The organism is Nostoc sp. ChiQUE01b (assembly GCF_034531255.1).
GTDB lineage: Bacteria > Cyanobacteriota > Cyanobacteriia > Cyanobacteriales > Nostocaceae > Nostoc.
The window spans coordinates 1-23,133 of record NZ_JAVRBM010000055.1 but is presented as its reverse complement, the minus strand read 5'-3'; the positions used below and the strand labels follow the sequence as shown (position 1 = coordinate 23,133).

The following is a 23,133-nucleotide window of genomic DNA, read 5'->3' as shown; positions in this document are numbered from 1 at the left end:
TGTCTGAGAAGTATCAAATCTTTGTTTATGGGGGGTACCTCCAGCATACTTCGGTAAGGGTCGTCCCAGGAAGCATGGTAATAGACAAACTAACTCCTGGTCGAGTTGCCCAGGCTATGGGGATCATTTTAGAGAGTATTGGTACTCCTGCTCGTTCGCCCAAACCCCGTGGAAAGTCTCCAGGTTGGAAACTTGGGCAACTGCGGCAACGTAGAATTCGCTATCCTATAGTCAAAAAAACTACGCCAAAACCACGCAAACAGAAAGATAAATCGGCTTAGTACCAAAGATTTTTCTGATTGAAGCTTATGTTTTGTGAACTCAGTGCTGCTGGGTCGTTTCCTAATGCTTAGTCTAGTTTCCGGTGCGAAACTAAATTTTCAAAAAATGAGGATACGGATTTAAGATGTTTCTAGGAACTAAAACCAAGGTTTTTAGGCTTTATAGAATGAGCTTTCTGAGTTTCGCACCACGAACTAGTCTAAACTCCAGGAAACAGAGTATAAGTGTTGAGGTCACACTTGGCTGTGGATGGCTTAGTAATCGCTCTGATAGTCCCAACCTGCTGATAGAGATGACTGAAATTATCCGTCTTTCAAGTCCCTATCAGTTAGTGAGTCCCTGTTTTGTCCTGATTCTTCTCTCTGCATTGTCTGTCTAATTTGTCAATGCGTAAGTTCTAAAATAATTGAAAAACGAAAACATAACTAAATTAGTTATGCATAAAAAAGAAGTTCCAAACACTTGAATTACTAGATTGAATTTCAGACTATTTAAATAAGGATTAGGCAATTCACAGTTTAATCTCGTCGAGACAATCCTACTAAACAGGAGAGCTTTAAATGGCTAGCATCACGATTTTTGACTTGAATCCTACTGGTTCTGAACTGTTTTTTGACTCTGAAAGCTACTTAAAGGAACTATCTGAGGCAGAACTCGCTATCCAGGGAGGGGCTACTCCATTGCTAGCAGGTCTACTCTTTGGTGGGGCATTATCGTTCGTCCTAGAACCCGATTAGAGCTATCTATAGCAATCCTATTTGATTTGCAAACGCTGGTGACCACAGGGAGCCGGATTCAGACGACTTTTGTTTGTGTCTCATATCGGATTGCTATACCTAGCTTATAGCGACAGTAAAACAGTCTCTTTGCACATTCAATCCAAGCAAACTAGTCTCAAAGGAGAAAAAATGGACAGTAAATCTACTTCGATTCAAATATTTGATCTTCCTTGTTTAGAGGAAGCAGATGATACTCTGACCGCTAATATTAGAGGAAGAGGAGGGCAAACTACGGCGGAAATTGGAGCCTGTGGAGTTGCAGCCATAGCAGGACTTACTTTTGGTGCGGTGGGGAGTATCGTAGCTGGTACAGTATGTCTCATGGTCGCTAATGCGGATTGACCTTGACTAGAATAAAGCGTGTTTGCAAGCTATATCCAAACGAGAATAGCTGCGATCTTTAGCATTGCCAAGAAGTTTTCTTGTCACTTGCACCATAAAATGGCATCTAATGCCATTTTATGCTTCACAAAAACCTAGGTCAATATAGGACTCATATTTGATTTTTAAGGGAGCTAGGTACACCTTTATTCCTTCTTAAGAGTCCCCATTACCCCTTATCCCCTTCAGGGGCCCCACCATCCCCACTAAAGAGTCCCTAGTCTCTACGAGTAATTCACGCCCATCAAATCGGATTGCTATAGGACTGCTGTAATGTCAGAATAATTGAGTTATGATTCCCATAGTAATTAGCCACTTACTTACTATGTGCTTTCATTGAATTAGCCCTTCTACTCACCGAGACTCAGCAGGTTGTTGCAGCCGTAATAGGGTATTATAAACCTGCCTTTTTAAGATAGTATTATTTTGTAGTTCTATAGTAATTTTGTTGAACTGTTCAAACTTCAAACCATTCTCTTCGACAATTTTTTGAGCGTGGTTACAGTAGTTCACTGCAATATCTTGAGCCTTTCTTGGAAGACCATTTATGCTATTAGAATCGTTGCAGACAATATTGGGAATTTCTCCATTGCCAATAAGTTTTTTAATTTCTTCAAAAGCATTTTGACGGGCTGGCTCCATTGCGAGCACGGCTTGAGCGTAACTGTTGATTTCAGTATTGTTAACTATTGGTGCTGGAGTTTGAGCGTCAGCTTTGGAACTCAATGAAAAAGCATTGGAAATTACACTCACACTAGCGATCGCACCGAAAAATAATGATTGCGAAAGGGTTCGCTTTCGGCTAGTTCGGGAAAATAAATCAGAAATTTTCTTCATATAGTGTGTGACAGAAAACTAGATCAGGGATATTATAAGAACTTTGAATTATTTTCGGAGTTGGAAGTTCCAGGAACTGGTCAATACATCAAGCTTTTATATTTGATTGTCAATTTCCTCGGCATTCTTGACAAAGTTCGATGACTTTTGTCTGGAGTGTTGACATTTCTGATGCTCCTTGCTTAAGACTAACCTCTAATTCCAGTAGTAGGGGTAAGCAAGAGATTAACTGTTGCACAGAAAGCAGCTTGATTTCTTGCTGTAAGAAGTAAATCCGTTTGGGATTACCGATATCAGCAGCAATAGCGATCGCTTGTTGATTCCGTTCCCCACTTTCTATCATAATCTTTACCCACAGCCAGGTGCGAAATTGTCCAATCAGCGTCGCAACTATCCGTAATCCTGGCTCGGAAGCATTATTCAAATCTGCCAGTGTTGTCAAAGCTTTAGCTGTATCTCCTGTTCTGATTGCTGCTGCTAATTGTAAGCTATTTTGAGTAGTATTTCTTACTAATTTTGTAACAGTATCTGTGTCTAAAGGCTTATTACTACCTTGGGCATATAGCCGTAATTTCTCTAACTCATTGAAAAGTAGCCGTGTATCATTGCCAACAGATTCGGCCAACAGATGGGAAGTATTGGCAGTCAGTTTCACGCCCACAGTCTGGGCTGCTTGATTAACAGATTGCACCAGTAATTCTGTTTTCCAAGGGGGGATGAGGGGAAATTCTCGGAATTCGGTAGCAAACTGTTTTAACAATTTCGTAGATTTGAGGCGTTCATCTGGCTTATTGCGGCTAGTGAGCAATAAAAATGAGTTTTCGGGAATCACTCTTAGCGATCGCCCCAATTCTGCCAACACATTCTCAGGACAGTGCTGACACAGAGTAGTATTTATCAGCCATACCAAGCGCCCACCAGCGCCAAAAGTAGGCGTCATCACCTGATTTAACCCCTGGATAGCAGCATCAGCTCGATCTGGCGAGAATGCAGTGTAATTAAAACTTGTCCATTGCGGATCGAGAACGCGATCGCGCAAAACAGCGATCGCCTTTTCCATCACAAAATCATCTTCACCCCAGTAAACATAGATTGGCATAGATAAACCTCTTAGTAGATGGGCATTAGGAGTGCTGAGTGCTGAGTGCTGTTAGTGGTAGCGGGGCGTTTAGCCCGTGCTGAGTGCTGAGTTAAGAGTTAAGAGTTAGGAGTTTTGTTTACCCCCTTGTCCCCTTGTCCCCCTATCTCCCCACTCCCCACTTCCCACTCCCAAAAATTAAATACTTTTGAAATCATTTTGTTAATCAAGGTAATTTTCCCTAAAATCTATCAAGTGAGAGCGTGAGGCTATGAAGATTGGACGATAACTATCAAACTTACTTAAATCGGTTAGCACGACTGACTCTGCCAGAAGCCTATAGATCCCAAGCGCAGCATATTCAGGAATCTTCTAAATTTCAGCCATATTCTGGGTTGAGACAAGCAGCGTCCTTTCCTGGCTATACGCTAATTACCCCGCCGGCAGAAGAAGAATCATACAACTCTGCTTTCTATGCCAAATTACAGACTTATCAACAGGAACTTTTGCAGTTGCCTGTAAACCGTAATTTGATTGTACCTGTACCTCCTGCTAGCTTCCATCTAACTTTAGCGGATTTAATTTGGGACAATGCCTACCTTGATGCCTACGAAAAAAATCCTCATTTTGACGAGGAGTTACACTCTTGTTTAGCTGAAATATTTCAAAAATATCAACAATTGATGACAAACAGGAGTCATCCAATTAAATGGCAAATGCTGGGACTAATACTGATGCCAAGAGCTGTAGCCATTTGTTTAGTTCCCCAAGATGAACGCTGTTACGAGGAAATTATTCAATTTCGCCGAACAATTTATCAAAATCCCAAGTTAATTGCCTTGGGTATTGAGCAGCATTATCACTTCACGGCCCATATTACATTAGCCTATTTTGGGGAGGTTCCATCTGACCTAGACCGCATAAGCTTCAGCACTATGCTTTCTCAATTGAATGAACAATGGCTGTTAAATTTGCCAGAATTTTTGATTGATCGTGTTGAATTACGAAAGTTTGACAACATGACACGCTATTATCGTGAACCAGACTGGCCAATTTTAGATTTTTAAGTAATTATTTAGTAGTCAGTAATTTGCACTCACTGACTACTGACTACTCATTATTAATTAGCCTCAAATTTCGGTTGTTGATAACCGAGGTAAATTGCTTCTAAAAAAACATCAGGCATAACAGCTTCTGGCAATTTTTCTAAATTAATAATAGCTTTAACTTGCTCGGCTAGCTTTAGAGATAGTGAAGCTCTTGCCTTTAACGACATTGCACCACGTCGCTGTAAATACTCGCGAATCACAGCAAAATCATCTGGCATCAGTTGCGATAAATCAGCAATTTCGATTAACTGTTCATGAAGTCCTTTTGCCTGTTCTGAAATTGTCAATCTTCCAGATGCAGTCGGTGTTTGTGCTTGAATGACAATTGTGCCAGCAGCCAAATCACCTAAGCGCTTTTCGCGGCTACCCAACATAATTAAAAAAGCACCAACAAATAAAGTTTCATCAAAGGGCCGCAGTAAAGCACGTAGCGTTGCTTGTTGTAACCCGATGAGTCTACCATCATCTCGAACTACGCGAATTTTAGCAAACCGTTTACCAGGAGTTTGCCCAAACCATAAGGTTTCAAAAAATACAAAATAGCCGATATAAATTGCAAAGGTGATAATGAAGAAAATTGCTAACAACCAAATATCTAAACTTGGTAATTTGGTAAAAAAGTATTCAACGAAACTTAACAGTTGTGTCGAGAAGACACTCCAAGTAAGAACAAACAGAAGTAAAGTTACACCCAACACTGTATAGTCAATCAGGAGTGCCAAAGCTCGATTACCGATTCCCGCTAGAGTGAATTCCAACTCTACACTTTCTGGAGTCTGGAATGTGATGCGATTAAAAAAGCGCATATTTTAACTAATTCAAAATTAATAGAGTTGGATTAAGGTGTTGGGTTAACGAAAATCTTGCGAGGGAGGTTCTCGTAATTGTAAACCTAAACCTTCACGCCGACTACGCAAGTCCAAGTATAAAACAGCTTTTAGTGCTTGCCAGAATGGCATGACTAAAACTCCACCGATCAAACTTCCAATTACAGAAATAACATTGACAATCGAGTAGATAGCAGTACCAGGCTCAAGCCTGATTAGAAATAAGCTAGGTATATAGTTTAATACAAACACCAACGGCATTGTAACGATAAAAGCAACTAAAACAATGCCTTGAATGCGAAATACTGAGGCTTTAGTTAGCTCCCAACTTCTGGCAACACTTTCGCCACCATTGATATTTTCCTCAACTGCTAAGGGCACTTCAGCTACTATCCAACGGGAATAAAACCAGGTTAGTCCTAATAATATAATGCCTGCCGTTACAATTATTGCCAATGTGGTTATGACTATAATGCCTGAAGTACCTAATATCCCTCCTAATGCTACTCCGATCAAGCCAGCTAGTACACCGCCCACGATCGCTAATCCAAGATAAATTACCAGTAAAGATATACCTACTTGCAAACCAACTCTTAAAAATGACCAAAGACGTGGATTAATATGGCTGCTGGCAGTTTGAACACCTTCAGGCTGGTAAATTAATTCTCCAAAAGCCAAGCGTGAGATGAGTCCAGAGATGGCTGCATATTTTGCCCAACCATACACAGGAATTAGAATCCATAAGTGCGCGATCGCAGCTAGATTAAGATAAGTCTTCAAATGAGAACGATACAACCGTACCGCAGCACTGACAACGTTACCGATACTCAGTGGTTGTATCTGGCCGGAAGATCCAAAATTTTCAGACATAATGGTAAATTTCCCTTGAAATTACGGAGATGAATTTGAGGCTATCTTAAGCTAAGTTAAACTGAGTGTTCCCAAAATTCATGAATATTCAACGTTGGATTGCGCGACGAGAACCAAATTGGCAGCGTTTGGATGCCCTACTAAGGCAGATAGAAAAAAAAGGGTTAAAGTCCCTACGAGCAGCAGAAATTAGAGAGTTAGCGAGTTTATATCGTTCTGTAGCGGCAGATTTGGCACGTGCCCGCACTCAGCAAATCGGCAATACTTTGATCCAAAGTTTACAATCTTTAACAACTCGTGCTTACACGCAGATTTACCAAGGTTCGCGGCGACAAGAATGGCAGGCAATCCTAGAATTTTATCGTTGGGGATTACCATCTGTAGTCCAGAAAGCATTTGTATACATTGCTGCGGCAACAGCGCTGTTTTTACTAGGCGCACTAGTGGCTTGGTGGTATTCCTGGCAAAACCCCAGCTTTATGCCTTTGATTGTACCTGAAAGCTTGATTACCAAGGTGCGAGATGAGCATAAATTATGGATGGGTTCAATTGTCGGTGTTGAACCTTTAGCATCTAGCGGGATCGCAATCAATAATTTGTCGGTGTCTTTTGGGGCTGTCGCTGGTGGTATAACGGCTGGAGCATACACAGGCTATTTGATGATATTTAATGGTTTATTAATTGGTGCTGTTGGTACTTTAGTTGCCCAAAATAATCTGGCTTATCCCTTTTGGGCCTTTGTGTTTCCGCATGGTTCTTTGGAATTACCCGCGATATTTTTTGCTGGGGGTGCAGGATTTTTATTAGCAAGAGCAATTTTATTTCCTGGTAAATATCGCCGTGGGGATGCACTGAAATTCTATGGTTATCAAGCAGTGCAGCTAGTATTTGGGATTGTACCAATGTTGATTATTGCTGGTGCGATCGAAGGATTCTTTTCACCTAATCCCAGCATACCTGAGCCGATTAAATATTTAGCAGGAATAGGATTATTTATACTTTTGGTAATGTATTGTAACCGCAAGAAAACATGAAACAATTTTGATATTTAGATTGCATGGTTTACTAAGTTTTAATTATTTAAATTAAGCTTAAAACTTTTATTAGTATATTTTTGCTAACTAATTGAGTCAATTAAAATTAATAATTAAAATGCTTTATATTAAAATTTAATCATATCTTAATTTCTTGCTTATCACTTGTTAAATAAGGTTTAACCATAAAAAATGTAGCCTATTTAAGACTGGAATTACAGCAGTAAAATATTCCTTAAATCAGAGGTAATATGATTTTTTCGACCGCCATATTGAATCGTGTCGTTGCTACTTCAATGGTGACAACTTCTGTTGCACTTAGTCCATTTTTTGGTGCGATCGCACAAGCTGAAACTCTCAATGGTGCAGGAGCAACTTTTCCGGCTCCGCTTTACGAACGCTATGCTCGTGAAGTGAAGAAGAAATATCCAGACTTGAAAATTAACTACCAAGCAATTGGTAGTGGTGGCGGTATTCGTCAAGTCATCGCCGGAACCGTTGACTTTGGTGGTAGTGATGCTGCAATGAAAGATGATGAAATCGCTAAAGTCAAGAATGGTGCAATCTTAGTACCCACAGCAGGCGGTGCTGTTTCTGTTGTTTACAATCTTCCAGGCGTTAACGATCTCAAATTATCCCGCGCTACACTACCAGCAATTTATTCAGGTCAAATTACCAAATGGAATGACGCAAAAATTAAAGCTGATAATCCAGGTGCTAATCTACCAAATCAAACAATTAAATTTGCTGTTCGTGCTGATGGTAGCGGTACAACTTTCATTTTTACGAATCATTTGAGTGCCATCAGCGGTTATTTTAAAGGCAGAGTTGGAACTAACACTGCTCCCAAATGGAATTTGCCAAATGTCCTTAAAGGCAAAGGGAATCCAGGTGTAGCTGCTATAGTAGCTCGGACTCCTGGTTCTATAGGTTATGTAGAATATAGCTACGCTGTCAAAAACAATCTGAAATCAGCATTGGTACAAAATAAGAAGGGAGAATTTGTTGCTCCTTCTTTAGAATCTGCAAATGCGGCTTTATCAACCGTCACTTTCCCAAACAACTACCGTGTTTTTGTAGGAGATCCAGGACAAGGTTATCCCATTGTCGGTCTTACTTGGATAATGGTTTACAAACAGTATGCTAATGCTGCTAAAGCTGATGCAATCAAAAAATGGATTAATTGGGTATTAAAAGACGGTCAACAGTATAACGATGACCTTAACTACACCAAAATTCCATCTGATGTAGCAAATCGAGTGCTTCAGACAGTGAATAGCTCTGTCAAGCCTTAATTTGCAATTTTTAGAAATTACGCACAAGAGATCCCTCTATTCCCTTAAAAAGGGAAGGGTGCTTTGAATATAGCAATCCTAAATGAGATTGTGAAAATTTTTGTTATGGTCGTCCTTGGTCATTTGTCCTTTGTAATTACAAATAACAAAGGACAAATGACTAATGACAGACTGAGTTAATAACTAGCTCTACTAGTAAGAAAAAACTATTTTATTGATTTGTAATGGCAAATTTATCAGATGATTCAAATCTAGGCGATGAAAATTTCAATCTAACTACTACCAGCGGCACAAATTTCTGGTTTGACCAAGGTTTTACACGGCTAGTATACTTTTTTGCTGTGATTACGGTTGCAGTGCTATTGTTAATGAGTTGGGTAATTTTACACGAAGCTCTACCAGCCATTAAGCAGTTTGGAATGGGGTTTTTGTGGGGACAAGATTGGGATACAGGTAATCAGATTTTTGGTGCATTACCCTATATTTATGGAACTTTGGTAAGTAGTGCGATCGCTATTTTATTCGCTGTCCCAGTGGGAATAGCGGTAGCCTTAGTCACGAGTGAAAATTTTTTACCTACATCAGTACTAACCACCCTAGCATTTGTTGTTGAATTAATTGCCGCAATTCCCAGTGTAATTATTGGTTTATGGGCGATTTTTGTCTTTATTCCAGTTCTGGAACCTTTACAAAAGTGGTTAGCCAGCACTTTTAAATGGATACCACTATTTAATACAGAAGATCCTTCTGGGACTAATATGTTGACTGCTGGAGTTATTCTGGCCATCATGATTTTGCCCACAATGGCAGCAATTAGTCGTGATGTCTTAATGGCTATCCCTAAAGAATTACGTAGTGCATCTATGGCTTTAGGTGGAACCCGTTGGGAAACAATTTTTCGAGTCTTGTTACCATCTGGATTTTCTGGAATAGTGAGTGCAGCAATGCTTGCTTTGGGACGCGCTTTGGGTGAAACAATGGCTGTAACTATGGTGATTGGTAACTCTGCTCAAATCAGCGCTTCTTTACTCGATCCAGGTTATACAATTCCCTCTGTATTAGCTAATGAATTTGCCGAAGCTGAACCGGGATTGCATATAGGTGCTTTAAGCTATTTGGGATTAATTTTGTTTGGGTTGACTCTAGTTGTAAATATTGGCGCTGTCATCTTAGTGAAGTGGGTTAGCAGGAAAAATAAATAACACTATATAGGACTACTATTTGATTTTTGAAAAGATACGTAGATACGTAGGGTGCGTTAGCGATAGCGTAACGCACCGAATCCTTAAGAATGGTGCGTTACGCAAAACGCTAACACACCCTATAAATACTACTTTAATACAAATATTTCAATGTAATAAGACGTTTATAAATCAAAAATTATAAAAAATATGAGTGGTTACATTCAATCAGAAACTGATGAATCTCTGGCAAGAGAATTATGCAGTCCTTTGCCAACAGAACGAGTAATATTTACCTATGCAATGAATGCGATCGCCTTTGGTCTTACAGGTCTAGTACTCATTCCTTTATTATCAATTTTGTGGGAAATTTTCATTCGGGGAATCTCTGGACTCAAATCAGAAATGTTTGTCAAAGCAGTTATTGATAATGGCTTTGGCAATGCCATCTTGGGAACCATAATCATGGTAGTAATTGGTGCTATTTTAAGCATTCCCACAGGGATCGTGACAGGAATTTTCTTAGCAGAATTTAGTCAAACTAATCCAGTTTCTAGTATTGTTCGTTTTGTCACTAATATTCTTACAGGCGTGCCTTCAATTGTTGTCGGCGTATTTGCTTATGGTGTGATAGTTTTAGTAACTAAAGGATTTAGTGCGATCGCAGGTGGTTTTGCTTTAGCTGTAATTATGCTACCTGTAATTATACTGACAACAGAAGAATCCTTAAAACTGATCCCCACATCTCAACGCCTCGCCTCTGCTGCTTTAGGTGGAACTCGCTTCCAAACTACTTTTCGCATCGTTGTAACTACTGCAATCCCCGGAATTACCACAGGGATTTTATTAGGTGTAGCTCGTGCAGCTGGTGAAACAGCACCCTTAATTTTTACCGCTTTATTTAGTTTAGATTGGTCAGAAGGATTGTTAAGTCCCACAGCTTCTTTACCAGTATTGATTTTTAACCTTTACAACGACCCCGACCCACAAAGAAGCCAATTAGTGTGGACTACTTCTATAGTTCTACTAGGTTTAATTTTATGTGTCAGTATTCTTTCTCGCTTAGTTATTAGACAAAGAAGAATTAAGTAAAAATAAATTTTTGTTTTATTTCGTACCTTGGGAAAGCATGAGTAACCTAATTCCAGCTATCAAAGTTAAAAATATCAGCTTTTACTATGGCACAACAAAAGCTATTGAAAAGGTGTCAATAAATATTTATCAGAACCAAGTAACCGCAATTATTGGCCCTAGTGGTTGTGGTAAATCTACCTTTATCAAAATTCTTAATCGCATTAGCGAATTAGAAGGGCCTGTCAAAGTTGAAGGAGATGTGGAATTTTTTGGTCAGAATATTTACGATCCTCGTGTCAACATCAATCGGTTACGCCGCCAAATTGGTATGGTGTTCCAAAAACCAAATCCTTTTGGGATCAGCATTTACGAAAATGTTGCCTACGGGATGAGAATAGCAGGCAGGTATTCAAAATTAGAATTAGATGAAATTGTCGAATCTGCACTTCACAGCGCTGCTCTTTGGGATGAAGTCAAAGATAAGCTGGATAAATCAGCTTTAGGGCTTTCTGGTGGTCAACAACAAAGATTATGTATTGCCCGTGCTTTAGCAGTCAAGCCGAAAGTTCTGCTGATGGATGAGCCTTGCTCGGCTCTTGACCCCATCGCTACCATGAAAGTAGAAGAACTACTCCATAGTTTGCAGTCTGAGTTGACAATTGCGATCGTCACCCATAATATGCAGCAAGCCGCTCGCGTTTCTGATTTTACGGCTTTCTTTAGCACCGATGAAAGTCGGATTGGTCAAATGGTTGAATTTGGCGCTACAGAGCAAATCTTTAACAACCCATTAGACCCCCGCACCCGCGACTACATTTCTGGGCGTTTCGGTTAATACTTTAAGGAACCTACACCAGTACATTACTCTTTAGTACGAAGTGAAACACAGAGATAGCTGCTAAAAAATATACAGTTTTATTCACTTGATAAGCCAGTCCTTGGAAAACTTTAATCAAAGGATAAATAATGAAACCAATTGCCAATGCCTCTGCAATCGAGTAAGTCAGGGGCATAATTAGAAGAATTAGGAACGCAGCAATTGCTTCTGCTGGCTCATTCCAATTAATCTTTTGGACGCTACTCATCATCAAAAAACCCACCATAATCAATGCAGGAGCTGTCGCGAAAGCAGGCACTGCTGCAAATAAAGGAGTAAATAACAAAGTAACGCCGAAACTCGATTGTCTGCTGTATATAAAGCACCGTGGTTATCTGTATCTAACCCTAAACCTATGATATTAGGACGAATTAATCCTTGCGATCGCAAATCAGCAATAAAAGGATGAGACTCTCGACAATATCTTCATACCTAACAATTAAAACTTGCCTGGGACTTATAGGAGCGGCGTTAATATCTCCTTCTATACCATGATTTACCTTTAAATTTAATGTTTTAAGCTCTACCATCGCAGAGCCTGGTTTTACTTTGCTGAAAAGATACATGATTGAGAAAGTCATATTCATTCAGAGGCGCGATTAATCTCAAATTTCGGAGGTGAAGTCAGATAAATTATCGGATTTGCTAAGAATAAATAAACTTCCATCTCCTCCACGTCCAATTCTTAAGGTTTCATCTAAGTAAGTAATATCCAGTGTGGCAGTTCTGCTAGTAGGATTATTAGCTGGGACGACCTTAAATGGGTTAAGTTGGGGAGTATTAATGCTAAAAATCTTCTCAATCGATAGATAGCGTTTATCAAAATAGACGTTGATACGTTTGTTCGCTATAGGCTCTAAATCTTCTTTAGCTGGCTCAAAGCTAGCTGTCACTTTCACATATCCCGATACCAGCCCCAGAGGATGCTGAACTTTAGCTAGATTGAAAAACAATTTATTTGCAACATCAATCACTTGATAAACTTTACCCAGCTTTAATCCCAATGGAAGAGAAGCTAAAGAACGTATCTCTTTGGCTGTAGAGTATTGCAGTTGCCAAGCTCCTTCTAGCAAAGAAGTAGCATAAAGAAGAGGATTGAGATTGGGATTGACACTCTCCAATTCCGTCGTTAGTTGTTCAATTTCTGCGGCTAAGGTTTTGTCTAACTGCAAATCGGTAATGGGAGAGCCATCACTCTTAGTTTGAATATTCTCAAGCTTTGCTTGTAATTTTTCCTTAATTAAAAGTTGATTATTCAATGGTTAAAGATTTTCCTTTATATATCCTATTTTTTGAGTTCAACTTTTATGCGATAAGTACATAAAAGTTGAATTATCTAGATGAGATTAGTCAATGAGTTGTGGGGTGGGAATTTGCGTATCGATATCTGCTTGAGAATAAGTGGGGAGCAACCAGCTACTCTCACCCGCCTTGAATACTTTGGCAGGTTCAACATTCAATTCAATTGCACCAGTGGCTGGATTGGTTCTAGCAAGAGACTGTGTACCATCAACAAATTTAACGGCGATTGGTTGAGTCAGTTCTTGTGGTTGAGTATTTGGGCCTAAAACTACTTGAGAACCTGCGGGTAAGTAAATGCCATCGCAATCCCAATCATCATCGGTGATTTTTCCTGCGCCCAGAAAGTAGAGTTGGGTTGGAGATTTTTTTGGTTTATTGGCATAGACAGCCAAAGTCTTTCCAGTTTCATTACGGCACTGCGCTCGTTTTCTAGCTGTTTCTATGACATTTTTCTGAAACTGTAATTGTGCCAGTCGCTGCTGAAACTGCTCTGGTGTATAGCCCGCCTGCTCAGGTGTATTCTTGACAGTGAGAAGTTGATTGAGCGCCTGAGTTACCTCAGCATAGTCAGCCCCCTTAGTAAAATCCTTGCCTGCCCAAGAGGGTTGAGCAGTTAGCAGGTTCACTATCAACACGAGAGCAACAAGAAGAATTTTGAGAAACTGCATATATTTCTGCTTTTTTTGAAATTAGTGTTCAGTACCACTGAAACTTTACCAGATTTCAAATCCTTGAAAATTTCGATCGCGATCGCACCAACAATAGCCATAAGATTAATTAATAGCCTTACAAGCTCTCCTCAATATCCACTAAAAGGTGGTAGCAGTTAACTAGTAACTGATGGCTGATATCAAACTCTTAACTGGGTGACGGCGATATTGCCGGAAAAACATACATCTACATCGCTGCCAGGAGTGCGATCGCGTTTGCTATATTCTCCTATATAATAAAAATTATCGCCTTCAATTCGATAGTTCACGGGCAAAGGTTTGGTACAGGCTTGGCAAAACACCATCTCAGGATGTGGTTCTCCTGGTTGCAGATGCGGCAGATTCACGTTCCAGAAGCTTCCTGGTTCTAGGGGACGCTTGAGTAAATCCGCTAAAACTTCAGCTGTGAATTTAGCGGCCAGATCCCAATCAAAATTCTGCTTGGCTTTACGATAGTGGGAAATGGCAACTCCGGGAATACCGTGCATCGCGGCTTCCCGCACGGCAGCAACTGTGCCAGAAATGTAGGCATCGACTCCCAAGTTACCCCCAGCATTGATACCTGAAAGTACAAATTTGACATTTGCAGAAATTTGTGTTATTGCAATTCTTACACAATCAGCGGGAGTACCTGCGATCGCATACTCAGTCTCAGAACGTCGCTGGAGGTTGATAGCACGAGTCGTAGTAACTTGATGTCCACAGCCAGACTGATGATCGGCAGGAGCAGCGATAATAGAATTTTTGCCGTTTACAGCTTTGAGCAACGCTTGGATACCGGGGGCATCAATGCCATCGTCGTTAGTTAAAAGTATAGTCATGTACATATGATATTGATTTAGCTAAAATTTCAAAAAAAATGCAGAGATCAACTATCACATAGACATCTCTATAAATTAAGTATGCATTATCCAGAACTCTTGTAGAGACGTTGCAGTGCCACGTATTTACAATCTTTTCTCTCAGATATCTAATGAGTATGGCAAGAAAAGCTACTTGTCTATATGAAAAAATATGCTTTATTCTGCAAAAAATATCAATCGTGCGATATGATTTCTAGATGGTTTGCAAATTCCGCCCTAAGCATTTGGGTTAATTCCCAAAATGGGCGGTATTTCTTGTAACTAGTAAGGGGGTTAGTGTTAGTTTAATGCTTGCAACCGCCTTCAGAACAAGTTTGTGTAATCAAAAATCCCGTACAATATACATATTTGCTGGGAATATCAGAAATTTTACACTGAAGAAAATCGGGAACGAGGTGATTTTTGCAGTGGTTCTGTAGTATTTTTGGTGCAAGTCTGTCTTAGGGATCACACGATGAAACAGCTCCTCAAACAAGTTTTTAGCAGTCAAAAACACCTCATTCGGCTAATTCTACCTTTGGTGACGGTTATTTTCGCAACTTCGCTGTTTGCTACACCTGCTTTAGCCACAGGTGTGTATCAAATACCCAGCCTGACAGCGGGGAATGACACCTGGGTTTTGGATCAAGGTGAAGTCATCAGCCGTTTGAATGAAGGCAAGATTAGCAGCGCTTTTAAAGATTTGGCAAAGCAAACAGATAAGGAAGTCAGAATTGTTACTGTTCGCCGACTCGACTACGGCGAAACACCAGAAAGCTTTTCTAAAGAACTTTTTGAAAAATGGTTTCCGACAAAAGCAGCCCAAGCTAATCAAACTTTATTGGTTCTTGATACAGTTACCAATGGTACCGCCATTATTACTGGGGATCAAGTCAAGCCAACGCTTACTGACTCTATTGCCGAGAGTGTAGCTACTGAAACAGTAAGTGTGCCGTTACGCAATGGTGACAAATACAATCAGGCATTTCTCGATGCAAGCGATCGCCTTGTCGCCGTTCTCTCTGGCAAAGCCGATCCAGGGCCACCCCAAATAACTGACAATGTGCAGGTTGGAGGCACTTTCAAGAAAGCAGAAGAAACCAACCAAGGCAACGCTACTGCTTGGGTAGTAGGATTGTTAATTGCTGCCACCGTTATCCCAATGGCAACTTACTATATCTATCAGATAAATCAGCCTTCATCTAATGGGTAATGGCGGAGTTAGGAGTGGAGTTAGGAGTGGAGTTAGGAGTTAGGAGTTAGGAGTTATGAATTTCTAACTCTTAACTTTTAACTCCTCACTCCTAACTTTAATCTTGAACATACTCTTGCCCTGTAACTAAAGCTACCTCAGCCCGGACAAATTCTCGACCCAGATAAGCTGCATGATCTAATTGAGTTACAGGAGAGGGCTGAGTTTCTTCAAAAATCTTCACGCAAAGTTCTTTTGCCGTTCTGGCGCTAAAAACTGTTGTATGAGTTCGTTCTACCTTTTCTCGCGCTGGAATAACCTTTCCCGTTTCAGGATCGACAGCTAAACCGCGATCGTCAATCACATTTGTAAAATGCTTGGCATAAATTAACCCTGCGTCTCGATCCAAGTAAATAATGAAATATCCACCGGGATCGAGGTCAATATGACGCTGGGAAAGTTTATCATCAATTGCGGCTAAATCTTCAACTATTAAATCCATAAGCATTATAAAAAGGAAATTTTTTCTTGAGGGTTTTTACACTCTATATCAAGTGTAATTCGTTGTTCACTGTTAATTAACCCTCTGCCTTGGCAAACTTTTAAGAATCTCGGTTACTAAATGGCAACTCTGCATTAATTGCCTCAATCTGCTGCTGTTCGAGTTGATTCACTTCCTTAATATAGGGACGTAAAATTTGTCCTAAACGATTATTGTAAAAGCGATGCAGACTATGATTGGGCATAGCAGGGAAACCGCGCCGTTTTTTGTGTCGCCCACCCGCGCCAGGGTCAAAAATTTGGATGCTGTTAGCGATCGCCCATTCAATCGGTGCATAATAACAAGCATCAAAATGTAAGCAATCTATTTCTTGAAAACTCCCCCAATAGCGTCCATAGAGTTTGTCACCTTTAAATAAACAAAAGGACATTCCTAAAGGATGAGAATTATCTTCCTCGCTATATGCACCAACAAACAAGACTCGATGGCGATAATCGGTGTGTAGCTGCTCAAAAAACCTCCGGGTGAGATACTTGCTACCCCACCAGCCAAACTTATCACAGGTGTCAGCATAAAATTGGTGCATCAAGGGAAACAAAGACTGAGGAATTTGATCCCCAGCTAGTGGTTGTAATCGTAAACCTGCTTTTTCCACAGCTTTGCGTTCCCGCTTGATATTGCGGCGCTGATTGGCGTTAAACACCTTCAAGTAATCATCAAAAGTTTTAAAGCCAGCATTTTCCCAAATGTAGCTGTGGTGCAGCCAAGTTGTAAAGCCATGTCGTTCCAGCATCGGACGCCATTGGGGATCGACGTAGAGAAAATGACACCCAGAAATCCGATTTTTGGAGCAAAAAGTGTCAATTTCATGCACCATCAGCGCTGTGATTTCATCCTCATCTTCTCCTGGGGCGATTAAGAATCGATAACCTTCAGCAGGAGTAAATGGTGTCATTCCCAGCAATTTTGGGTAATATTGAATTCCGATGCGATCGGCTAACTCTGCCCATTGGTGATCGAAAACAAATTCACCAGAACTATGTCCTTTAAGATAGAGTGGTGCAGCAGCAATCAGCGTTTTATTTCGCCACAGTGTCAAGTGATTTGGCAACCAACCAGTTTTAGCCGTAACACTCTGGGAAGTTTCGAGATTATTCAGCCACTCCCATTCTAAAAATGGCGTTTTGAGTGGCATTGCCAAAGCATTCCAGGCATTTTGAGGTACTTCAGCGATTTTGTTCGTCCAAACGACAGAATAGCGAGGCTTAAGTTGTTCCACCATCTTAGGGAAGTAGGGAGTAGGGAGTGGGGAGTGGGGAGCAGGGGAGCAGGGGAGCAGGGGAGCAGGGGAGCAGGGGAGAAGTTGCAGTAAGTTTTACCCCTCTGCCCCTGTGCACCTCTGCCTCTTGTGCCTCTTTTGCCCAATGCCCAATGCCCCATCCCCAAAACCCAATAACTTAACTTAGCGTAATCTAATCTGCCGGTCGTTGCAGGCGATAATGCAAAAACACTTCTTGCTCAACTGTATGAACTTCTATGAGTTGTAACTTGGGAGCCAAATCAGGTAAAAATCCTTTCCCTTCTACAGGTGTGGGTGCAGTATTACCACCTAAAATCAGTGGACAGACAGTTAGCCATAATTCATCAATTAAATCTAGTTCCAGCAAGGAAGCTACTAATTCACCTCCACCCAAGACCGCCAAGCGTGTTATATGTAGAGTGGCTAGTTGCTTCAAGGCTGCGAGAATGTCAATTTCTCGCGTTGGTGTTTCAAAAACCAGAATCTGCTCAAATTCTGGAGGATACTCTTGTACTCCGATTTCCAGAGTTGAGTGAAACGTCTGTAAGCGTTCTTTCCACGAAAATTCTCCTGCTGTTGTGGTGAGTAGCCAGCGTCTAACTGGTTGCTTAAAAAAGCGAATTTCCGGATTAAGGTTTGCAGAGTTTGTAATCACTATATGAACTGGTTGCCGAGGCTTCCCTCCTTGCGCCCGAAGTTGCACTAGAGTTGGATCGGTTACAGTAAGTGTTGTTCCATAAGCGTCCAGAGTCCCAGCACCGAACAAAACGGCATCAGAGGCAGCAATTTGTTTTTCTAAGTGTGCTTTATCAACCCTTGAGCCAAACCGAGCAGGCGATCGCTTAAAATCTGCTATCTTGCCATCTGCACTCATTGCTAAAACAACTGTAGTATGAGGACGATGTTGCAACATTAAATTGATTTGATAGTTTTAATATTTTCTTTAGTCGGATATAGATTCTCAAACAAAACCATACCTGCAAGCTACTGTTTTATAATTTCCCCACTCTACTGTATTGATATGCAACATAAATCGCTTTTACATCTAGCATATACGAGTTTTGGTATACCACGTTTCTTTTTGAATTATAGCAATTTGTTATTTTTAAACATTGAAAATAAAATTCTGATCATTTAATAAAATGTCTCATCTAGCTGGTCTAATTGCATATCTTTGGTGTTGTAGATTGCAGGTGCAAAGTGAGACACTCGATGACTAATTCCCGCCAATCTTCCTTTCGTCGAATTTTAGTAACGAGAATATTGCTGCTGTTTGTTCCAGTTTTACTTGTAGGCGAAATTGTTGCCTTGAATAAGGCACGTTCTAGTATATTGGGAACGGCACGGCAAAATTTAACAGAAAGCGCCATCAGTAAAGGGGAGAGAATTGGAGATGCGATCGCAATCTTAAAAGCTAATTTGCAGAGTGTAAGCAAAACAACGGTGATTCCGTCGGATTCACCTATACAAGAGCAAGAAATTCTCACGCAGTTAAGGCAACAACTTCCAGCTAGTATTGAGTGCATCCAATTAACAAATCTCCTAAACCACAAGCTAATTGCTAGTAGCTGTGGGGATCGAAAAATTAGCGAATTGAGATTACCTTTACCTAGTGCTGGAATTGATGTCAAAGCAATCTTCCCGCCAAAGGCAGGAATGACTGGAAAAAGAAATACACAAAATCAATTGCAAGTAGTTGTATCTGCACCAGTCTCCGATAGCCGAAGAAATTCAATTTACAGCTTAAGTATTCAGTCTGCATTGTACCAACAAACCATAAATCCGCCGGGATCGCTCACGGGCGCTATGGTAGTGATTGCTGAAGATGGCACAATTTTGGCACACCCATTCACAGATTGGGTGGGAACTAATATTAATCAGCACCCTCATGCTTCCCAAATTAAAAGCATAATTAAAAATGCAATTACGGGACAAAACGATTCGATAAATTTCTCTTTTATCGAAGGAAAAGAATTAGTTGCTGGCTATACAGCAATTCCAAATCCACTCGCTCAACAGCAGCAGCAAAAATGGATAGTTTTAGCTGTTACTAGCGTCGATAATGCGCTTTTTGGTTTAGAGGAAATCAAATTAATTCTTATCGTTTTGACAGTTGGTTTGATTGGTGCAAGTTTGTTAGCATCTCTATATTTAGCTCCTTACTTGGCCCGTCCTGTAGAAGAATTGCGAGACTATGCTCTCAATATTCACTCTCACCATGCTGCACAACCAGTTCCGCACAATTTTCAAATTCGGGAATTCAATCAACTGGCCCAAGCATTAGACCAAATGGTAGAACGGTTGAAAGCTGGATCGGAAGAACTAGAAATAGCTTGGAAAGAAGCAAAAAGTGCTAACCAAATTAAAAGTCAGTTTTTAGCTACAACTTCCCATGAATTGAGAAACCCATTAAATATTATTATTAACTGTATTCGCCTGGTTGAAGAGGGTTTATGTGATGACCGGGAAGAAGAAATGGAGTTTCTCAAACGTGCTGATGAAACAACGATTCACTTGCTAGGTATTATTAATGATTTACTCGACATTTCTAAAATCGAAGCAGGTAAGCTTTCAGTTGTATCCACGCCAATTGACCTCCGACAACTATTGTTAGAGGTAATTAATTTACAATCAGTTAATGTCCAACAAAAGGGCTTGCAATTGAAATGTGAGTTAGCTCCCCAAGCGATCCCAATTAAGGCAGACGCGGCAAAACTAAAGCAAGTGCTGATTAATGTTATCGGCAACGCCACCAAGTTCACCGATACCGGAAGCATCACCATTACTACAGAAATTCAATCTAGTAGTGGTAAATCTCAGGTGGTAGTAGCTGTCAAAGATACAGGTATAGGTATCGATCCGACTCAACAGCACAAACTATTTCGCCCCTTTGTAATGGTGAATGGCACTACGACACGTCAGTTTGAAGGTACTGGACTGGGACTAGCGATTTCACGAAACTTAATCGAACTCATGGGAGGTAGCATTACTCTTGAGAGTGCGGGACTTCATCAAGGTACGACACTGAAAATTACTTTACCTTTGATTGATATCTCGCTGTTAGCTGTTTCAAATAAAGAAGCAAATGTGGGGGATCTGGGATTCTCCTCTGGGAATGAGCCAGTAAAGGCAAGCCGCTATCCCAGCCTACAGGAGTCTGTAGGAAGTTCCTCTTTGGGGATCAACAAGTCTGTGAAAATAGAGGTAGACAAAGAAAAGTTCCCGAAGTCCCAGTTGCTATTTGGAAATGAGACTTGCGAGATTCGACTTTCGCCCTTGCAAACTATTTTGGTAAGTCTTCCAAAAGGAGGGGTTTGTGCGAATGGGACTTTCAAGAGGTAATATCGTGTCCGGTGAAAGACTTATCATTAAGACTGCAAGGGAGCAGGGGGCAGGGAGAGAAAGAGTTTTCAGGTTTTTGCACAGATGCGGAAATTATAACTAATAGGCGGAGGACTTGTGTGTACACTGTAGCCTTTATAAGGGAGGGTTAAGGTGGGGTAAGATTTACGCAGCTACTTAAGAAAAATAGGTTTACCGCCTTGGCCAAGAGATACTGTTAGAGCAGCAAGAATTTCTACTAACTGTGTGCCTACCCAGCCAGACGAAACCTCTGAGGGAGTAGTGTTTATAACAGAGACAACAAAAGTGGAGCAAACCCGTTGCAATGGTTCCCCTGGCTCTAATTCCAGCGCTATCTGTCTTTGATTCACAGGAATAAATTGATTGCCCTGCTGTTCAAACTCACCATGTAGTAGGGTTAGAGGTGACAATCGCGACATTTCATCAAAAATCAAACTACCAAGGCTACCTACAATCCCCAGCCGTCGCTGTTTATCAGGATTCAGCCAGCACAAATGAATATAAACTTGAAAGCCATCTGGGTATGTCAGTGTTACCCATACTAAATCAGCCAAACCTTGAGGCAGAGGAGAATCTGTCTCTTTCTTACCCTCTGCTCCCCCGCTTCCCTGCTCCCCTGCTCCTTGTAGCCACACTGTACCCGTTGCTTGTACTTGCACAGGAATTTGACCCAGCCAAGCGTTAAAGATAGCAATATCGTGAATGGCTAAGTCCCACAGTGCATCAACATCTTGGCGGACAGGCCCTAAATGAGTGCGCGTCGCGTAGCCATAGCGTAAATCACCTAATTTACCTGCTTGTACTACAGTTTGCCCTTGCTCAACTGCTGGGTGAAATAAATAGGTGTGGTCAACCATCAGTATTAAATGACGCTGTTCTGCTAACTGGCAAAGTTCCCGACATTCTGCTGGATTGAGAGTTAGGGGTTTTTCAGCCAAAACATGGTATCCCTGTTGGAGAGCGTCTTTAATTAAAGCATAGTGGGTGATAGCTGGAGTTGCGATCGCCACTCCTGTCAACCCTAGTACTTTTTTTAAATCTTCCCACTGGGTTGTTAATAATACATTTTTATCTAAGTCAAACTGCTGCTTTACCACCGCTAATCGTTCTGGATGGGGGTCTACTACAGCAACTACATCTACTTGGGGATGTGCTAAAAAATTCCGCAGCAAATGCACTCCCCAACGCCCAACTCCGATTACAGCAATATTAATTTTATTTGTCATTTGTCATTTGTCATTAGTTATTAGTCATTAGTCATTTGTATACAGAAGACAAGGCAATACTTCTCGGATAAAGGTTGAGTCGTCCTAAATTCAGATCCCCCCGCCTACGGCGACCCCCTTAAAAAGGGGGTAAAAGAGGGTTAGAAGCCCCCCTTTTTAAGGGAGGTTGGGGGGATCTGCAACGACTAATTGCGCTAACCGAGAAGTATTGAAAGACAATGAACAAATGACTAATGACAATCAACTGATTATCAGCTAATTAGCTGTCTGTTACACTCAGGGTATTTGCGGTTTAGGAATTGCTAAAAAAGCTACTTTAGCTGCGGCTTGTTCTGCGGTTTTGATTGAGCGTCCCTTACCAACTCCTAGTTTGTTTCCGTGCAGCCACACTTCAGCCATGAAACGTTCTTGATTGCGATGCGGTTGAGTGACTTCCACAACCCGATACTCTGGTAAAACTTTAAATTGCGCCTGAGTCCATTCTTGGAGAGCAGCTTTGTAATTTAGTCTGGCAGGATCGAGGCGAATTTCTGTTGCTAGTTGGTGAAAGTGGGGATCTAGCCAAGAGCGAATCAATTCCAGATTTTGAGTACTTAAGTAAAGCGCACCCAAAACTGCTTCAAAAGCATCTGCCAGCCGTGACTCTAGACCAACTTTATCAGCGGTAGCACTGCCAGCGACTAGTAAGTATAACTCCAAACCATAAACTCTGGCCAATTGGGCAAGGATGCGATCGCTCACCAATACCGAACGAATTGCCGCAAAATCCCCCACCGGACAATCGGGATAATTTTCCCATAACACAACAGCTGATACTAACCGCACCACTGCATCGCCAACAAACTCCAGCTGTTCATAATTTGCCGAATCAGAAACAGTGGGATGAGTGAGCGCTAAATCCAGCAGTTCCCACTTTATAGGTGCTTCTAGCGACAAACCAAATTTTTGGACTAAACTTTCGAGTTGCCGCTGACGGCGTGGATAAGCGAGGGGCATTACGTGATAAGGGGAAGGGGGGCAGGGGGAGCAGGGGGAGCAGGGGGAGCAGGGGGAGCAGGGGGAGCAGGGGGAG

Annotated in this window: 25 protein-coding genes; 11 read left to right on the top strand and 14 right to left on the bottom strand. The window is 41.1% G+C overall.

What is annotated here, in order from left to right:
* Positions 1 to 74: 74 nt before the first annotated feature.
* From RMY63_RS28295 to RMY63_RS28285, 3 genes are all read left to right on the top strand, one after another.
* Positions 75 to 281 (top strand): hypothetical protein, encoded by a 207-nt coding sequence (locus RMY63_RS28295; protein ID WP_322731885.1) that lies wholly within the window; start codon positions 75 to 77, stop codon positions 279 to 281.
* A 561-nt stretch (positions 282 to 842) separates the two neighbouring features.
* On the top strand, positions 843 to 1,019 hold the full coding sequence (locus tag RMY63_RS28290) for a hypothetical protein (RefSeq protein WP_322731884.1): 177 nt from the start codon (positions 843 to 845) through the stop codon (positions 1,017 to 1,019).
* A 171-nt stretch (positions 1,020 to 1,190) separates the two neighbouring features.
* Positions 1,191 to 1,403, top strand: coding sequence for a hypothetical protein (locus RMY63_RS28285; RefSeq protein WP_322731883.1), 213 nt, complete (start codon positions 1,191 to 1,193; stop codon positions 1,401 to 1,403).
* A gap of 393 nt (positions 1,404 to 1,796) precedes the next feature.
* Here the strand turns inward: RMY63_RS28285 and RMY63_RS28280 are convergent, their stop codons facing one another.
* Both RMY63_RS28280 and holA read right to left on the bottom strand, forming a co-directional pair.
* Positions 1,797 to 2,279: a DUF4168 domain-containing protein gene (locus RMY63_RS28280; protein WP_322731882.1), complete on the bottom strand. Its 483-nt coding sequence runs from the start codon at positions 2,277 to 2,279 to the stop codon at positions 1,797 to 1,799.
* 109 nt (positions 2,280 to 2,388) lie between these two features.
* The gene (gene holA / locus RMY63_RS28275) at positions 2,389 to 3,378 is read right to left on the bottom strand and encodes a DNA polymerase III subunit delta (RefSeq protein WP_322731881.1); all 990 of its coding nucleotides are present in this window, start codon (positions 3,376 to 3,378) and stop codon (positions 2,389 to 2,391) included.
* Between the two features lie 257 nt (positions 3,379 to 3,635).
* Between holA and RMY63_RS28270 the strand changes: the two genes are divergently transcribed.
* Positions 3,636 to 4,424 carry a DUF1868 domain-containing protein gene (locus RMY63_RS28270; protein WP_322731880.1) on the top strand — a complete coding sequence of 263 codons (789 nt, stop codon included), beginning with the start codon at positions 3,636 to 3,638 and terminating at the stop codon, positions 4,422 to 4,424.
* Between the two features lie 53 nt (positions 4,425 to 4,477).
* On the opposite strand, the gene RMY63_RS28265 is transcribed toward RMY63_RS28270, so the two are convergent.
* Together RMY63_RS28265 and RMY63_RS28260 are read right to left on the bottom strand one after the other, a co-directional pair.
* The gene (locus RMY63_RS28265; protein ID WP_322731879.1) at positions 4,478 to 5,272 is read right to left on the bottom strand and encodes an RDD family protein; all 795 of its coding nucleotides are present in this window, start codon (positions 5,270 to 5,272) and stop codon (positions 4,478 to 4,480) included.
* 45 nt (positions 5,273 to 5,317) lie between these two features.
* Positions 5,318 to 6,163, bottom strand: coding sequence for a hypothetical protein (locus tag RMY63_RS28260; protein ID WP_322731878.1), 846 nt, complete (start codon positions 6,161 to 6,163; stop codon positions 5,318 to 5,320).
* An 80-nt stretch (positions 6,164 to 6,243) separates the two neighbouring features.
* On the opposite strand from RMY63_RS28260, the gene RMY63_RS28255 reads away from it, so the two are divergent.
* From RMY63_RS28255 to pstB, 5 genes are all read left to right on the top strand, one after another.
* Positions 6,244 to 7,197 (top strand): stage II sporulation protein M, encoded by a 954-nt coding sequence (locus RMY63_RS28255; protein ID WP_322731877.1) that lies wholly within the window; start codon positions 6,244 to 6,246, stop codon positions 7,195 to 7,197.
* Between the two features lie 251 nt (positions 7,198 to 7,448).
* Positions 7,449 to 8,492, top strand: coding sequence for a phosphate ABC transporter substrate-binding protein PstS (pstS, locus tag RMY63_RS28250; protein WP_322731876.1), 1,044 nt, complete (start codon positions 7,449 to 7,451; stop codon positions 8,490 to 8,492).
* Positions 8,493 to 8,716: 224 nt separating this feature from the next.
* On the top strand, positions 8,717 to 9,694 hold the full coding sequence (gene pstC, locus RMY63_RS28245; RefSeq protein WP_322731875.1) for a phosphate ABC transporter permease subunit PstC: 978 nt from the start codon (positions 8,717 to 8,719) through the stop codon (positions 9,692 to 9,694).
* A 189-nt stretch (positions 9,695 to 9,883) separates the two neighbouring features.
* A complete protein-coding gene (gene pstA, locus RMY63_RS28240; RefSeq protein ID WP_322731874.1) occupies positions 9,884 to 10,765 on the top strand; it encodes a phosphate ABC transporter permease PstA in 882 nt (293 codons plus the stop codon).
* 37 nt (positions 10,766 to 10,802) lie between these two features.
* On the top strand, positions 10,803 to 11,582 hold the full coding sequence (gene pstB / locus RMY63_RS28235) for a phosphate ABC transporter ATP-binding protein PstB (protein ID WP_322731873.1): 780 nt from the start codon (positions 10,803 to 10,805) through the stop codon (positions 11,580 to 11,582).
* A 13-nt stretch (positions 11,583 to 11,595) separates the two neighbouring features.
* Here pstB and RMY63_RS28230 read toward each other — a convergent pair whose 3' ends face one another.
* From RMY63_RS28230 to surE, 5 genes are all read right to left on the bottom strand, one after another.
* Positions 11,596 to 11,883 carry a hypothetical protein gene (locus RMY63_RS28230; protein WP_322731872.1) on the bottom strand — a complete coding sequence of 96 codons (288 nt, stop codon included), beginning with the start codon at positions 11,881 to 11,883 and terminating at the stop codon, positions 11,596 to 11,598.
* A gap of 112 nt (positions 11,884 to 11,995) precedes the next feature.
* Positions 11,996 to 12,154, bottom strand: a complete 159-nt coding sequence (locus RMY63_RS28225) for a hypothetical protein (RefSeq protein ID WP_322731871.1) — start codon at positions 12,152 to 12,154, stop codon at positions 11,996 to 11,998.
* A gap of 75 nt (positions 12,155 to 12,229) precedes the next feature.
* Entirely contained in the window at positions 12,230 to 12,883 is a 654-nt protein-coding gene (locus RMY63_RS28220; protein WP_322731870.1) for a PAP/fibrillin family protein, read from the bottom strand.
* A gap of 87 nt (positions 12,884 to 12,970) precedes the next feature.
* On the bottom strand, positions 12,971 to 13,594 hold the full coding sequence (locus RMY63_RS28215) for a hypothetical protein (RefSeq protein WP_322731869.1): 624 nt from the start codon (positions 13,592 to 13,594) through the stop codon (positions 12,971 to 12,973).
* Between the two features lie 182 nt (positions 13,595 to 13,776).
* Positions 13,777 to 14,457: a 5'/3'-nucleotidase SurE gene (gene surE, locus RMY63_RS28210; RefSeq protein ID WP_322731868.1), complete on the bottom strand. Its 681-nt coding sequence runs from the start codon at positions 14,455 to 14,457 to the stop codon at positions 13,777 to 13,779.
* A 496-nt stretch (positions 14,458 to 14,953) separates the two neighbouring features.
* On the opposite strand from surE, the gene psb32 reads away from it, so the two are divergent.
* Entirely contained in the window at positions 14,954 to 15,691 is a 738-nt protein-coding gene (psb32, locus tag RMY63_RS28205) for a photosystem II repair protein Psb32 (protein ID WP_322731867.1), read from the top strand.
* A gap of 97 nt (positions 15,692 to 15,788) precedes the next feature.
* On the opposite strand, the gene RMY63_RS28200 is transcribed toward psb32, so the two are convergent.
* From RMY63_RS28200 to RMY63_RS28190, 3 genes are all read right to left on the bottom strand, one after another.
* Positions 15,789 to 16,172, bottom strand: coding sequence for a DUF4346 domain-containing protein (locus tag RMY63_RS28200; protein WP_322731866.1), 384 nt, complete (start codon positions 16,170 to 16,172; stop codon positions 15,789 to 15,791).
* 100 nt (positions 16,173 to 16,272) lie between these two features.
* Entirely contained in the window at positions 16,273 to 17,454 is a 1,182-nt protein-coding gene (locus tag RMY63_RS28195) for a GNAT family N-acetyltransferase (RefSeq protein WP_322731865.1), read from the bottom strand.
* A 190-nt stretch (positions 17,455 to 17,644) separates the two neighbouring features.
* Positions 17,645 to 18,385, bottom strand: coding sequence for a RibD family protein (locus tag RMY63_RS28190; protein ID WP_322731864.1), 741 nt, complete (start codon positions 18,383 to 18,385; stop codon positions 17,645 to 17,647).
* A 299-nt stretch (positions 18,386 to 18,684) separates the two neighbouring features.
* Here RMY63_RS28190 and RMY63_RS28185 point away from each other — a divergent pair, with 299 nt between their 5' ends.
* Positions 18,685 to 20,814, top strand: coding sequence for an ATP-binding protein (locus tag RMY63_RS28185; protein WP_322731863.1), 2,130 nt, complete (start codon positions 18,685 to 18,687; stop codon positions 20,812 to 20,814).
* 173 nt (positions 20,815 to 20,987) lie between these two features.
* On the opposite strand, the gene RMY63_RS28180 is transcribed toward RMY63_RS28185, so the two are convergent.
* Both RMY63_RS28180 and rnc read right to left on the bottom strand, forming a co-directional pair.
* Positions 20,988 to 22,061, bottom strand: a complete 1,074-nt coding sequence (locus tag RMY63_RS28180) for a Gfo/Idh/MocA family oxidoreductase (protein ID WP_322731862.1) — start codon at positions 22,059 to 22,061, stop codon at positions 20,988 to 20,990.
* A 276-nt stretch (positions 22,062 to 22,337) separates the two neighbouring features.
* Positions 22,338 to 23,057, bottom strand: coding sequence for a ribonuclease III (gene rnc, locus RMY63_RS28175; protein WP_322731861.1), 720 nt, complete (start codon positions 23,055 to 23,057; stop codon positions 22,338 to 22,340).
* Between the last annotated feature and the right edge of the window lie 76 nt (positions 23,058 to 23,133).

Excerpts from the sequence above, each read along its gene's own strand:
- RMY63_RS28285 (WP_322731883.1), top strand. The coding sequence starts at position 1,191 with ATGGACAGTAAATCTACTTCGATTCAAATATTTGATCTTCCTTGTTTA.
- rnc (WP_322731861.1), bottom strand. The coding sequence starts at position 23,057 with ATGCCCCTCGCTTATCCACGCCGTCAGCGGCAACTCGAAAGTTTAGTC.
- RMY63_RS28290 (WP_322731884.1), top strand. The coding sequence starts at position 843 with ATGGCTAGCATCACGATTTTTGACTTGAATCCTACTGGTTCTGAACTG.
- RMY63_RS28225 (WP_322731871.1), bottom strand. The coding sequence starts at position 12,154 with ATGGTAGAGCTTAAAACATTAAATTTAAAGGTAAATCATGGTATAGAA.
- RMY63_RS28295 (WP_322731885.1), top strand. The coding sequence starts at position 75 with ATGGTAATAGACAAACTAACTCCTGGTCGAGTTGCCCAGGCTATGGGG.
- psb32 (WP_322731867.1), top strand. The coding sequence starts at position 14,954 with ATGAAACAGCTCCTCAAACAAGTTTTTAGCAGTCAAAAACACCTCATT.
- RMY63_RS28190 (WP_322731864.1), bottom strand. The coding sequence starts at position 18,385 with ATGTTGCAACATCGTCCTCATACTACAGTTGTTTTAGCAATGAGTGCA.
- pstB (WP_322731873.1), top strand. The coding sequence starts at position 10,803 with ATGAGTAACCTAATTCCAGCTATCAAAGTTAAAAATATCAGCTTTTAC.
- RMY63_RS28185 (WP_322731863.1), top strand. The coding sequence starts at position 18,685 with ATGACTAATTCCCGCCAATCTTCCTTTCGTCGAATTTTAGTAACGAGA.
- RMY63_RS28255 (WP_322731877.1), top strand. The coding sequence starts at position 6,244 with ATGAATATTCAACGTTGGATTGCGCGACGAGAACCAAATTGGCAGCGT.
- pstC (WP_322731875.1), top strand. The coding sequence starts at position 8,717 with ATGGCAAATTTATCAGATGATTCAAATCTAGGCGATGAAAATTTCAAT.
- RMY63_RS28215 (WP_322731869.1), bottom strand. The coding sequence starts at position 13,594 with ATGCAGTTTCTCAAAATTCTTCTTGTTGCTCTCGTGTTGATAGTGAAC.
- RMY63_RS28195 (WP_322731865.1), bottom strand. The coding sequence starts at position 17,454 with ATGGTGGAACAACTTAAGCCTCGCTATTCTGTCGTTTGGACGAACAAA.
- RMY63_RS28265 (WP_322731879.1), bottom strand. The coding sequence starts at position 5,272 with ATGCGCTTTTTTAATCGCATCACATTCCAGACTCCAGAAAGTGTAGAG.
- RMY63_RS28180 (WP_322731862.1), bottom strand. The coding sequence starts at position 22,061 with ATGACAAATAAAATTAATATTGCTGTAATCGGAGTTGGGCGTTGGGGA.
- RMY63_RS28200 (WP_322731866.1), bottom strand. The coding sequence starts at position 16,172 with ATGGATTTAATAGTTGAAGATTTAGCCGCAATTGATGATAAACTTTCC.
- surE (WP_322731868.1), bottom strand. The coding sequence starts at position 14,457 with ATGACTATACTTTTAACTAACGACGATGGCATTGATGCCCCCGGTATC.
- pstA (WP_322731874.1), top strand. The coding sequence starts at position 9,884 with ATGAGTGGTTACATTCAATCAGAAACTGATGAATCTCTGGCAAGAGAA.
- RMY63_RS28280 (WP_322731882.1), bottom strand. The coding sequence starts at position 2,279 with ATGAAGAAAATTTCTGATTTATTTTCCCGAACTAGCCGAAAGCGAACC.
- holA (WP_322731881.1), bottom strand. The coding sequence starts at position 3,378 with ATGCCAATCTATGTTTACTGGGGTGAAGATGATTTTGTGATGGAAAAG.
- pstS (WP_322731876.1), top strand. The coding sequence starts at position 7,449 with ATGATTTTTTCGACCGCCATATTGAATCGTGTCGTTGCTACTTCAATG.
- RMY63_RS28260 (WP_322731878.1), bottom strand. The coding sequence starts at position 6,163 with ATGTCTGAAAATTTTGGATCTTCCGGCCAGATACAACCACTGAGTATC.